This is a genomic window from Alicycliphilus denitrificans (genome assembly GCF_044792555.1).
Lineage (GTDB): Bacteria > Pseudomonadota > Gammaproteobacteria > Burkholderiales > Burkholderiaceae_C > Alicycliphilus > Alicycliphilus denitrificans_A.
In genome coordinates, this window is sequence record NZ_CP126238.1 from 305080 (window position 1) to 317540 (window position 12461).

The following is a 12461-nucleotide window of genomic DNA, read 5'->3' on the forward strand; positions in this document are numbered from 1 at the left end:
GAGGAAGTAAAACGCGATGGCCTCAGCGCCACGGCGCCGCCGGCAGGCCATGCCAGCGCGTGCCGGCCGGTATCTGCTCGCCCTTCATGACCAGCGTCAGCGGCCCCAGCTGCGCATCGTCGCCCACCTGCGCGCCGTACAGCACGGTGCAGCGCGGCCCCAGCGTGACGCGGCGGCCGATGCGCACATGGTCGATCTTCATCACCCGATCCTCGAACAAATGTGTCTGCGGGCAGCAGCGCGCGTTGAGCTCGCTGTGCGCGCCGATGTGCACGCAGTCGAACTCGGTGAGGTCGGTGGTGTCCAGGTACACGCCGCGGCCGATGTCGGCGCCCAGCAGCCTGAGCGCGTCGTTCAGCCAGGGCGTGCCGCGCAGGTAGCGCAGGAACCAGGGCACGGCCACGCCCTCGTACAGGTTGGTGGCGGCCTCGGAGAGCCAGACGAAGGGCGTCCACATGGGCATGGCGCGGCGCTCGTAGCGGCGCATGACGAGCCACTTGAACAGCACCACGAAGCCCAGCGTGGCCATGCCGAACAGCACGCCGCTGAGCGCCAGGTCCAGCGCCACGGCGGCCCAGCGGCCCTCCTCGGCCAGCGGCATGGCGTCCAGCACGATGGCATAGCCGGCGGCGATGACCAGTGCGTGCGGCACGGCGATGCGAAACGCCTCCACCGTACCGCGCGCCAGCTTGCGCCAGCGCGAGGGCGCGAACGTGAGGTGCTCGGCAAAGCCCGTCACCTGCTCGCGCGCGGGCAGGTGCAGGGGCGGCGCGCCCAGCCAGGTGTCGCCCGGCCGCATGGCGGCATTGCGCGGCACGGTGCTCAGCACGCCGATGAGCATGTCCTCGGGGATGGTGGTGCCGTCGGGCACGTAGGCGCCGTTGCCGACGAAGCTGCGGCGCGAGACCACCGTGGGCCGCACGCTCATCCAGCCGCCGTCGATCTGCTCGTCGCCCAGCATCACGGCGTCGGCGATGAAGCAGCCGTCGCCCAGCGTCAGCATGTCGGGCACCACGCCCAGCGCCGTGGACAGCTCGGTCTCCTTGCCCACCTGGGCGCCCAGCAGGCGGTACCAGCTGGCCGAATACACGGTGGCGTAGATGCCGTGCAGCACCGCCAGGCTGGCCTCCTGGATCTGGTTCACCAGCCACTTGGCGAGGTAGCGGTTGCTGTGGACCGGCCAGCTGCCCGCGCGCATGCGCGGCAGGAAGGCCCAGCGGATCAGCGCCGACAGCAGCACGGTGGCCAGGATGAACACCAGGCTGGCCGGCAGCGCCAGCAGGAAGAATTTGGCCAGGCGCAGGCCGAAGGCCTGCCAGGCGGTGATGTCGCCCTCGTCGAGCAGCGGGCGCACGGACAGCTGCGGCAGGTCCAGCCAGTCGATGAACATGAAGGTGGGGAACACCGGCATGAAGAACAGCACCGCCACGGCCACGGCGGCCAGGGCGAAGAACGCGGCCTCGGCCGCGCGGCGCTGGCTGCTCACGGGCGGGCGCGCCGGCAGGCTGGCCGGGTCGAAGTCGCCGCGCTCGCGCGCCGGCGAGCCGTGCCAGACCTTGCGCGCCGGTATGTGCTGGCCGGCGGCCAGCGCCGACTGGCCCTCCAGGTGGCCGAAGTCGCCGATGCGGGTGTCGCCCTCGATCACGGTGTAGGAGCCTATGCAGGCCTGGGCGCCGATGGCGATGCGGCTCAGGTGCAGCCGCCCGCCCTCGACCCGGGCGTTCTCCAGATAGGCGCCGTTGCCCATGCTGGTGCCCGCGCCAATGGTCACCAGGTGCGGCACGCGCAGCGTGGTCGAGCCCAGCACCACCTCCGGCCCGATGCGCGCGCCCAGCAGGCGCAGCCAGGCCGGGTACAGCGGCGAGCCGTTGATCAGGTACACGGGCACGGCGTCGAGCAGGCGGTCCACCAGCCACCAGCGGTAATAGATCCAGCCCCACAGCGGGTAGCTGCCCGGCGCCAGGCGAGCGGCGATGAGCCATTTGCCGGCCCAGGCCAGGGCGAAGTTGGCCAGCAGGGCGCCGAGGAAGGCCAGCACCGAGATGGCGATGGCGCGCGTGACCGAGTCGCCCGGGTCGCCGGTGTAGAAGTGGTAGGTGAAGAACGGCGCCAGCCACTGCGCCATGTTGAGCAGCACCAGGAACGGAATCGCCAGGCCCTGGGCGATGCCGCAGCGCCAGCGGCGCCAGCGGCCGTGCAGCAGAAAGGGCCGGGCCGTGCCTGCGGCGCCTGTATCGACCATGCCGGCTGCCAGCGCCTGGGCGATGGCGCCGATGCGGCGCTGGCCGTAGATGTCGCTCACCGTGGCCTGGGCAAAGCGCGCGTCCTGCCGCAGCGCCGAGGTCAGGCGCGCGGCCAGCAGCGAATGGCCGCCCAGGTCGTTGAAGAAGTCCAGCTCGCGGCGAATGGGCTGGCCCGGAAAGAGTTTTGCGAGCGCGGCAAACAGCACGGCCTCGGCGGGCGTCTCGGGCGCATCGCTGCCCGCGTCGGGCTCGGCGGCTGTCAGGGCCTGGCTCTTGAGCCGCTTGCGGTCGATCTTGCCCGAGGACAGGCGCGGCATGGCGGGCAGGGCCTCGAAGCGCGCCGGCACCATATACGGCGGCAGCTTGTCGGCCAGCGCCTGGCGCAGTGCCTGGCGCAGTGCCCTGGCTTCGGGCGGCTGGCCGCTGGCGACGTAGAAGGCCACCAGCTGATCCATGCCGCCGTCGTCGCGCAGCAGCACGGCGGTGGTGCCCACGCCCGGCTGCGCGGCCAGCACGGCCTCGATCTCGCCGAGCTCGACGCGAAAGCCGCGCACCTTGACCTGGTCGTCGGCGCGGCCCAGGCATTGCATCTGCGGCCGGCCGTCGGCCCTCAATTCCACGCGCGCCAGGTCGCCGGTGCGGTACAGGCGGGCTTCGCCCGCGTTGCGCGCCCAGGGATTGGGCAGGAATTTTTCCGCCGTGAGCTCGGGCCGGCCCAGGTAGCCGGCGGCCACGCCGGGCCCGGTGATGCACAGCTCGCCGGTTTCGCCAAAGGGCAGCAGCGTGAGGGGCGGCACGACGCCATCGACGATGCTTTCGGGCGCGATGACGGCGATCACCATCAGGCCGTAGTTGGGCAGGGCCTCGCCTATGGTCACGGGCTCGCCCGCGTGCAGCTCGGCCAGGCTCGCCGAAACCGTGGCCTCGGTGGGGCCGTAGGTGTTGAACATGCGCCGTGCGGGGGTGGCCCACTGGTCCACCAGCGCCTGCGGGCACATTTCGCCGCCCAGGTTGATCAGGCGCAGGTTCGGCACGTCCTGCGCGAACAGCGCCAGCAGCGTGGGCACGGCGTGCAGCACGCTGATGTCGTTCTCGATCAGCGCGCGCGGCAGCGCCTCGGGGTCGCCCGCGACCTCCTGGGGTGCGAGCCACAGCGTGGCGCCCACCAGGTAGCTGATCCAGATCTCCTCGAAGCTCATGTCGAAGGCGACCGAGAAGCCCTGGTACACGCGATCCTGAGCGCGCACGCCCAGGCGTTCGTTCTCGCTGCGCAAAAAGTGGCAGATGCTGGCCTGTGTGACGGCGATGCCCTTGGGCTTGCCGGTCGAGCCGCTGGTGTAGATGACGTAGGCCGGGTGCCCGGGCAGCGCGTCCTGGCGCCGGCGCAGTACCGTATCCGCCAGCGGCGCGAGCAGCGCCTGTGCCGTCAGGATTTGTGCCGAAATCCCATCCTGGCCTTGTATGGCGGGCGCAAGCTGCTCCGAAACCAATAGTGCCTTGGCGCCCGCGTCGGCCAGGCACACCGCGATGCGCTCGGTCGGCACCTGGGCGTCGAAGGGCAGCCAGGCGGCGCCGGTCTTGGCGATGGCGAGCTGGCAGATGAGCAGCTCCATGCCGCGCGGCAGCCACAGGCCAACCATGTCGCCGGGGCGCACGCCCGCCGCGATGAGCCGGTGCGCGGCGCGGTCGGCCGCGGCGTCGAGCGCGGCGTAGCTCAGGTGCTCGGCGCCGGCGATCAGGGCGGTCTTGTCCGGCAGGCGCGCCGCCGTGGCCTCGAACAGGTCGGCCAGGATTTCATGGCGCAGCAACTCGGGCCGCTCGGGGCCGTACAGGATGGGCAGGGAGGATGGCATGGACGCTGCGCCCGGTGTCAACCGTCCGGTGTCATCTCCAGCTGCATCATGATCATGTTCACCAGCGTGTGCACCGTGGGCCGGCCGGTCTCGATGATGTAGTGCGCGGCCTCGCGGTACAGCGGGTCGCGCGCGCGGTAGAGCTCGCGCAGGCGCTCCAGCGGGTCTGCCACCTGCAGCAGCGGGCGTGTGCGGTCGTGGCGCAGGCGCTTGAAGATGTCGTCGGCCGAGGCGCGCAGGTACATCACATGGGAAAAGCCCTGGCGCAGGGTGGCGCGGTTGTCCGGGCGCAGCACGACGCCGCCGCCGGTGGACAGCACCATGGCGCCGGGCTCGGCCGCCAGTTCGGCCAGCAGGGCGGCCTCGTGCGCGCGAAAGGCGGCCTCGCCATGCTGCTCGAAGTAGCTGCGTATGCTGCAGCCCAGCTGCTGCTCCAGCCGCTGGTCCATGTCGACGAAGGGCAGGTCCAGACGGCGCGCGAGCTGCCGGCCGACGGTGGATTTGCCGCAGCCGGGCATGCCGACCAGGGCGCAACGCGTTTGCATGCTTGAGGGTTCGTAAGTTGGGTGGTGACTGGCGAGTGTAAGAGCCGGCGCATGCCGCCCGCCGGCTTGCGCACAATTGCCCCATGCCTGACACCCAACACAAGCTGCGCTCGCTGGCAGCACGCCTGACCCGCCCCCTGGCGCCGCTGCTGCGCGCCGTGCAGCTGTGGCTGGACGCGGACGGCCTGCGCATGAGCGCCGCCATGTCGTTCTACGGCATGCTGAGCCTGGCGCCGCTGCTCTTGCTGCTGGTGGGCCTGCTGGGCTGGTGGATAGACAAGGCCTACCTGGAGAGCAGCCTCATCGCCCAGGTGCAGGGCGTGATGGGCGCGCGCGGCGCCGAGGTGGTGCGCATGGCGCTGGCCAGCGCCCAGGCGCCGGCGCAGGGCCGGCTGGCCTCGGTGGCCGGTTTCGTGCTGCTGCTGCTGGGCGCGACAGGGGTGTTTGCCGAGCTGCAGAAGGCGCTGCAGCGGCTGTGGCTGCATGGCCAGAGCGCCCCCGTGCGCCAGGCCTGGTGGCGCATGGCCACGCTGCGGCTGCGCGGCCTGGCCTATGTGCTGGCCCTGGGTTTCCTGCTGCTGGTGTCGCTGGTGCTGTCCACGGCCATCAAGATGCTGGCCACCTGGGCCAGTGCCCTGCTGCCGTTCGGTACGGGCCTGCTGCTGCAGCTGCTCAACGAGGCCGTGTCCTTGGCGGTGCTGCTGCTGCTGTTCCTGGGGCTGATGCGCATGGGCAGCGGCCCCAAGCCGCCGCTGCCCTGCCTGCTGTTCGGCGCCGCGGTGGGGGCGGTGCTGTTCACCGTGGGTAAGCAGCTGCTGGCGCTGTACCTGACGCGGGCGGCCGTGGTCTCGGCCTATGGGGCGGCGGGCTCGCTGGTGGTGTTGCTGATGTGGATCTACTTTTCATCGGCGGTGCTGCTGTTTGGTGCCAGCTGCGCACGGGCGCTGGAGGAGGCGCGCGCGGGAGGCGCGCCAGGGTGACCGCTGTTTACGACCGTTACAGCCGCCGCGCAATTGTGAAGCCGGGGCCAGGGTAGCCTCGCCAGCTTCCGCATGGCCCGGCGTCCGGGCATGCGCGCCTCGTACCAACAACACAGGAGGGCTTCATGAACCCCGCAACCACCCCCGCCGCCGCGGCCCAGCCCGCGGCCAGCGTGAAATGGCTCTGGGCCGCCGTGGGCGCGCTCGGCGTCAGCGTGCTGGCCCTGGGCGGCACGCTGCTGGCGCAGAGCCCGCGCGGCGACGCGCCGCCCGCGGCCCAGGCCGCCGCACCGCGCACGCCGGAGTCCGAGATCATCAATGAAAAAACGCCTCAGGCGCCCATGCAGCAAGCGTTGACAGCTCCTGATTCGAGAGCGATGCGCAGTGCCCCGCCGCAGGCCTACGCGCAGCCGCCGCTGCCGCCCGAGCGCGCACCCGTGCGCCAGGCCGATCCCTACCTGCAGCCCGCCGCCCAGGGCCGGCCCGCGGCGCCGGCCTGCGCCAGCTGCGGGCGCGTGGAGTCGGTACGGGCCATCGAGCAGGCGGCCCCCGCCACGGGCCTGGGCGCGGTGGCCGGGGGCGTGCTCGGCGGCGTGCTGGGCAACCAGGTCGGCAAGGGCTCGGGCCGCACGGCCGCCACGGTGCTGGGCGCCGTGGGCGGCGGCTATGTGGGCCACAAGGTGGAGGAGCGCGCCCGCAGCACCACCGTCTACCAGATGCGCGTGCGCATGCAGGACGGCTCGGTGCGCAGCTTCACGCGCGCCCAGCCCCTGGCCGAGGGCACGCCGGTGCGCGTGCAGGGCAAGAGCTGGCGTGTGGACGATGGCAGTGGCGATGCGGGGGGCGCCGGCACCCAGCAGCCCGTGCGGGTGGTGGACAGGGGGTATTGAGGCCCCGCTGCGCTCCCTCCCCCTCTGGGGGAGGGCTGGGGAGGGGGCCAGCGACGCGTGAACTGGGATGCCGGCAAGATGCCGGCGCTCCTGCCCCCATCCCCACCTTCCCCCAGGGGGGGAAGGAGTAAGAGCGGCCTTATTTTTCGACGAAGGCGCGTTCGATGACGAAATCGCCCGGCCGCGTGGTGTTGCCTTCCTCGAAGTCGCGATGCTCCAGCAGGGTCTTGAGCGAGGCCAGCATCTCCGGGCTGCCGCAGAGCATCACGCGGTCTTCCAGCGGGTTGAGCGCGGGCAGGCCCAGGTCGGCGGCCAGCTTGCCGTTTTCGATCAGGTCGGTGATGCGGCCCTGGTGCTTGAAGGGCTCGCGCGTGACCGTGGGGTAGTACTTGAGCTGCTTGGTCACCAGTTCGCCCAGGAACTCGTGCTGCGGCAGTTCCTTGGTGAGGTAGTCGTGGTAGGCCAGCTCCGCCACCTGGCGCACGCCGTGGATCAGGATCACCTGCTCGAACTTGTCATAGGTCTCGGGGTCGCGGATCACGCTCAGAAACGGCGCCAGGCCGGTGCCCGTGGACATCAGATACAGGCGCTTGGCCGGCAGCAGGTAGTCGATGAGCAGCGTGCCCGTGGGCTTCTTGCCGACGATGATGTGGTCGCCCACCTGGATGTGCTGCAGGCGCGAGGTCAGCGGGCCGTCGGGCACCTTGATGGACAGGAACTCCAGGTGCTCCTCGTAGTTCGCGCTCACGATGCTGTAGGCGCGCAACAGCGGCTTGTCGTTCACCCTCAGCCCGATCATGGTGAAGTGGCCGTTGGAGAACCGCAGCGCCGGGTCGCGCGTGGTGGTGAAGGAAAACAGGCGATCGGTCCAGTGGTGCACCGACAGGACTCGCTCTTCGTGGAATGCGCTCATGGATGGACAGGAAGGTTTGAAAACAGGGACAACGCGGTTCTGGCAAGTTTCGCCGTTTTGTTATTTCTATCGGGCATAAGCCGAAATGTGCGGCGCGCTCGTCGTGCGGGCAAACCCGTATATTGTCGGGCAAACTCGGCCCGGCGGTACAGTCGCCTTCCCCGGCGACTGACTTGCGGCAAAGGATCCATCATGCACAAACGCTTTACCGCCCTGGTGGCGGCACTGGCCTGGGGCCTGGGCGCGGCCCAGGCCGAGGACGTCTACACCATCGGCGAGATCAACAGCTACAAGGCCCAGCCGGCGTTCCTGGAGCCCTACAAAAAGGGCATGGAGCTGGCCCTGGCGCAGATCAACCTGACCGGCGGCGTGGGCGGCCGCAAGCTGGTGCTCGTCACGCGCGACGACAACGGCAACCCGGCGGACGCCGTGCGCGCGGCCGAGGAACTGATCGCGCGCGAGAAGGTGGACGTGCTCATGGGCAGCTTCCTGTCGCACGTGGGCCTGGCGCTGACCGACTATGCGCAGCAGAAGAAGCGCTTCTTCCTCGCGGCCGAGCCGCTCACCGACAAGATCGTCTGGGAGCACGGCAACCGCTACACCTTCCGCCTGCGCCCCTCGACCTACATGCAGGTGGCCATGCTGGTGCCCGAGGCCGTGGCCATGAAGAAGAAGCGCTGGGCCATCGTCTACCCCAACTACGAGTACGGCCAGTCGGCCGTGGCCACGTTCAAGCGGCTGCTCAAGGAAGCGCAGCCCGACGTGGAGTTCGTCGCCGAGCAGGCCGCGCCGCTCGGTAAGGTGGACGCGGGCAGCGTGGTGCAGGCGCTGCAGGATGCCAAGCCCGACGCCATCTTCAACGTGCTGTTCGCGGCCGACCTGGCGAAGTTCGTGCGCGAGGGCAACACGCGCGGCCTGTTCCAGGGCAAGGGCGTGGTCAGCCTGCTGACGGGCGAGCCCGAGTACCTGGACCCGCTCAAGGGCGAGGTGCCGCTGGGCTGGGTGGTCACCGGTTACCCCTGGTACGCCATCTTCACGCCCGACCACGACGCCTTTGCCACCGCCTATCGCAAGCGCTTCAAGGACTACCCGCGCGCCGGCTCGGTGGTGGGCTACAACGCCATCCAGTCGATCGCCGCGGGGCTGAAGAAGGCCGGCAGCGCCGACACCGAGAAGCTCATCGCCGCCTTCCGCGGCCTGGAGGTGCGCACGCCCTTCGGCCCCATCACCTACCGCGCGCAGGACCACCAGTCCACCATGGGCGCCTATGTGGGCAAGACCGGCCTGTATGGCGGCAAGGGGGTGATGGTGAACTTCAAGTACATGGATGGCGCGAAGTTCCAGCCGTCCGATGCCGAGGTGAAGAAGCTGCGGCCGGCCGCACCCTGACCTGCACCGATGGATTTTTCCGGGCTTCTGGCCCAGCTGCTCAACGGCCTGGCGGGCGCGTCCACGCTGTTCCTGGTGGCGGCGGGGCTGTCGCTGATCTTCGGCGTGACGCGCATCGTCAACTTTGCCCATGGCTCGTTCTACATGCTGGGGCTGTTCGTGGCCTATTCCTGCGTCGAGCATCTGGCGGGTTCCATAGGCTTCTGGCCCGCGTTGCTGCTGGCGCCGCTGGCCGTGGGGCTGCTGGGCGCGCTGGTCGAGCTGCTGCTGCTGCGCCGCATCTACTGCGCGCCAGAGCTGCTGCAGCTGCTGGCCACCTTCGCGCTGGTGCTGGTTATCAAGGATGCGGCGCTGTGGCTCTGGGGGCCGCAGGAGCTGCTGGGCCCGCGCGCGCCGGGGCTCGACGGCGCGGTCGACCTGCTGGGCCGGCGCTTTCCGGCCTATGACCTGTTCCTGATCGCCGTCGGCCCGCTGGTGCTGCTGCTGCTCACGCTGCTGCTCACGCGCACGCGCTGGGGCCGGCTGGTGCGTGCCGCCACGCAGGATCGCGAGATGGTCGGCGCCCTGGGCGTGAACCAGGCCTGGCTGTTCACGGGCGTGTTCGCGCTGGGCGCGCTGCTCGCGGGCCTGGCCGGCGCGCTGCAGCTGCCGCGCGAGCCCGCCAGCCTGGAGCTGGACATGCTCACCATAGGCGCGGCCTTCGTCGTCGTCGTCGTGGGCGGCATGGGCTCGCTGCCCGGCGCCTTCGTCGCGGCGCTGCTGATCGCGGAGTTGAAGGCCGTGTGCATCTGGCTCGGCGTGGTGCAGCTTGGCGGCGTGGCGGTCGCCTTCCCCAAGCTCACGCTGGTGGTGGAGTTCCTGGTCATGGCCGCCGTGCTCGTCTGGCGCCCCTGGGGCCTGCTGGGCCGGGCGCAGGCGGCAGTGCGCGGCGTGGGCGCCAGCGAGGCGCCGCTGCAGGGCGCAGGCCCGCGCGCCGCGGCCGCCTGGCTGGCGCTGCTGCTCCTGCTGGCGCTGCTGCCGGTGGTGCTGGGCCAGGGCAGCTACGCCACCGTGCTGCTGACCGACATCGCCATCGCCGCGCTGTTCGCCGCCAGCCTGCACTTCATCCTGGGGCCGGGCGGGCTGCATTCCTTCGGCCACGCGGCCTATTTCGGCCTGGGCGCCTATGGCGCGGCGCTGCTCACGCGCGCGCTGGGCCTGCCCATGGGCGCCGTGCTGCTGCTCGCGCCCCTGCTGGCGGCCGCGGGGGCGCTGGTCTACGGCTGGTTCTGCGTGCGCCTGTCGGGCGTATCCCTGGCCATGCTCACGCTGGCCTTCGCGCAGATCACCTGGGCCATCGCCTTCCAGTGGGACGCGCTCACGGGCGGCAGCAACGGCCTCACCGGCGTCTGGCCGCCCGCCTGGGCCGCGCAGGGCGCGGCGTTCTACTGGCTGGCGCTGGCGCTGGGCGCCGCGGGCCTGTACCTGCTGCGGCGCATGCTGTTCGCGCCCCTGGGCTGGTCGCTGCGCGCCGCGCGCGATTCCAGCCTGCGCGCCGAGGCCATAGGCATCCACACGCGCCGCGTGCAGTGGGCGGCCTTCGCCGTCGCCGGGCTGCTGGCCGGGCTGGCGGGCGCGCTGTCCGCGTTCTCCAAGGGCGGCGTATCGCCCGAAGCGCTCGCTGTCGGCAAGTCGGTGGACGGCCTGGCCATGGTGCTGCTGGGCGGCGTGCAGCAGCTGGCCGGCCCGCTGGCGGGCGCGGCGGCGTTCACCTGGCTGCACGACAGCCTGGCGCGCGCCACCGACTACTGGCGCGCGCTGCTGGGTGGCACCATGCTGCTGCTGGTGCTGCTGTTTCCGCAGGGAATTACGGGTTTTACGCAGAACTGGCGGGCGCTGATAGCTATTAAAAATAAAGCATCAAAGGGGCCGGCATGAGCCTGCTGAGCGTGCAGGGGCTCTCCAAGTCCTTCGGCGGCGTGCAGGCCGTGCAGGGCGTGTCGTTCCAGCTTGCGGCGGGCGAGCTGCTGGCCCTGATCGGCCCCAACGGCGCGGGCAAGAGCACTACCTTCAACCTGCTGGACGGCCAGCTCGCGCCCGACGGCGGGCGCGTGCTGCTCGATGGCCGGGACATCACCGGCCTGGCGCCGCGCCGCATCTGGCGCCTGGGTGTGGGCCGCACCTTCCAGATCGCCCAGACCTTCGCCAGCTTCACGGTGCTGCAGAACGTGCAGCTGGCCCTGCTGTCGCACGATAAAAAAACCTGGGGCTGGTGGCGCGCCGCGGACCGGCACCGCGCGCGGGACGCGCTGGCCCTGCTGGCGCAGGTGGGCATGGAGCCCCAGGCGCAGCGCCCCTGCAGCGAGCTGGCCTACGGCGACGTCAAGCGCGTGGAGCTGGCCATGGCCCTGGCGCACGCGCCGCGCCTGCTGCTGATGGACGAGCCCACGGCCGGCATGGCGCCTGCCGAGCGCCTGGCGCTGATGCGGCTGGTGCAGCGTCTGGCGCGCGAGCGGCGCATGGGCGTGCTGTTCACCGAGCACAGCATGGACGTGGTCTTCGGCCAGGCCGACCGCGTGGCCGTGCTGGTGCGCGGCCAGCTGCTGGCCGAGGGGACGCCACAGCAGATCCGGGGCGATGCGCGGGTGCAGGCGGCTTACCTGGGCGCCGAAAGCTCAGAAAACGATAGCTGTCAGCGCTTGCCAGAAAAGCGCGAGAGCCCAATATCACCTTTGCTCGCAGTGGAGGGGCTGAACGCCTGGTACGGCGCCGCCCATATCCTGCACGGCGTGTCCCTGACCGTGGGCCGCGGCGAGGTCGTGGCCCTGATGGGGCGCAACGGCGCGGGCAAGAGCAGCACGCTCAAAAGCATTGCCGGCCTGATGCCGCGCGCCGAGGGCAGCATCCGCTTCCAGGGCCGGCGCATCGACGGCCTGCAGCCCCATCGCATCGCCCGCGCCGGCCTGGGCTATGTGCCCGAGGACCGGCGCATCTTCACCGGCCTCACCGTGCTGGAAAACCTGGAGGTCGGCCGCCAGGGCCCGCGCCGCTGGCAGGACGGCCGGCCCGCGCCGCACTGGACGCCCGAGCAGCTCTTCACCCTGTTCCCCAACCTGGGCGAGATGCCCCGGCGCCTGGGCGGACGCATGAGCGGCGGCGAGCAGCAGATGCTCAGCGTGGCGCGCACCCTCATGGGCCAGCCCTTGCTGGTGCTGCTGGACGAGCCCTCCGAGGGCGTGGCCCCGCTCATCGTGGAGCAGATGGCGCGCACCATCCTGGCGCTCAAGGCCCAGGGCATGGGCATATTGCTGAGCGAGCAAAACCTGGCCCTGGCCGAGGCCGTGGCCGACCGGGCCTATGTGCTGGAGCAGGGGCGCATCGTGCATAGCGCCAGTATGGCCGAACTGGCGCAGGATGCGCGGGCGCGCCAGGCCTATCTGGGTTTGTAAAGGAAAAATGCGCCGTCACGCCCGCATGGCCATAATCCGACCGCCCTGCCTGGAGCAGTGGGGGCGGCAATCCGTGGCGCCGTTTGTGCTGACCATCGGGGATGAGATCTACATGGAAAACTCGGCTGCGGCCGATGCCGTGCTCCCGGCCGGAGGCAATGCGGCGTGACCTGCGGCTTGACCCCGACAGATAGCATCTTGCTGTTGGGCTAGCGTCGCG

9 protein-coding genes are annotated in these 12461 nt (G+C 70.7%); 6 read left to right on the forward strand and 3 right to left on the reverse strand.

Features of this window, described 5'->3' with window-relative positions:
• Window positions 1-22 precede the first annotated feature (22 nt).
• The gene (locus P7644_RS01400; protein WP_404301232.1) at window positions 23-4096 is read right to left on the reverse strand and encodes a Pls/PosA family non-ribosomal peptide synthetase; all 4074 of its coding nucleotides are present in this window, start codon (window positions 4094-4096) and stop codon (window positions 23-25) included.
• A 17-nt stretch (window positions 4097-4113) separates the two neighbouring features.
• Entirely contained in the window at window positions 4114-4641 is a 528-nt protein-coding gene (locus tag P7644_RS01405) for a shikimate kinase (protein WP_404301233.1), read from the reverse strand.
• Between the two features lie 83 nt (window positions 4642-4724).
• Here P7644_RS01405 and P7644_RS01410 point away from each other — a divergent pair, with 83 nt between their 5' ends.
• Both P7644_RS01410 and P7644_RS01415 read left to right on the forward strand, forming a co-directional pair.
• Window positions 4725-5621 carry a YihY/virulence factor BrkB family protein gene (locus tag P7644_RS01410; protein ID WP_404301234.1) on the forward strand — a complete coding sequence of 299 codons (897 nt, stop codon included), beginning with the start codon at window positions 4725-4727 and terminating at the stop codon, window positions 5619-5621.
• Between the two features lie 125 nt (window positions 5622-5746).
• Window positions 5747-6511 carry a glycine zipper 2TM domain-containing protein gene (locus P7644_RS01415; RefSeq protein WP_404301235.1) on the forward strand — a complete coding sequence of 255 codons (765 nt, stop codon included), beginning with the start codon at window positions 5747-5749 and terminating at the stop codon, window positions 6509-6511.
• Window positions 6512-6650: 139 nt separating this feature from the next.
• Here the strand turns inward: P7644_RS01415 and P7644_RS01420 are convergent, their stop codons facing one another.
• A complete protein-coding gene (locus tag P7644_RS01420; protein WP_404301236.1) occupies window positions 6651-7424 on the reverse strand; it encodes a ferredoxin--NADP reductase in 774 nt (257 codons plus the stop codon).
• Between the two features lie 192 nt (window positions 7425-7616).
• Here P7644_RS01420 and P7644_RS01425 point away from each other — a divergent pair, with 192 nt between their 5' ends.
• The 4 genes from P7644_RS01425 to P7644_RS01440 are packed head-to-tail and all read left to right on the forward strand — an operon-like array spanning window position 7617 to window position 12410.
• Complete coding sequence (locus P7644_RS01425; protein ID WP_404301237.1) at window positions 7617-8813, forward strand: ABC transporter substrate-binding protein; 1197 nt, start codon at window positions 7617-7619, stop codon at window positions 8811-8813.
• Window positions 8814-8822: 9 nt separating this feature from the next.
• Window positions 8823-10730: an ABC transporter permease gene (locus P7644_RS01430; protein ID WP_404301238.1), complete on the forward strand. Its 1908-nt coding sequence runs from the start codon at window positions 8823-8825 to the stop codon at window positions 10728-10730.
• Window positions 10727-12241, forward strand: a complete 1515-nt coding sequence (locus P7644_RS01435) for an ATP-binding cassette domain-containing protein (RefSeq protein ID WP_404301239.1) — start codon at window positions 10727-10729, stop codon at window positions 12239-12241. The genes P7644_RS01430 and P7644_RS01435 overlap by 4 nt, the downstream gene beginning before the upstream one ends.
• A gap of 25 nt (window positions 12242-12266) precedes the next feature.
• Window positions 12267-12410 (forward strand): hypothetical protein, encoded by a 144-nt coding sequence (locus tag P7644_RS01440; RefSeq protein WP_404301240.1) that lies wholly within the window; start codon window positions 12267-12269, stop codon window positions 12408-12410.
• The last annotated feature ends 51 nt before the right edge of the window (window positions 12411-12461 follow it).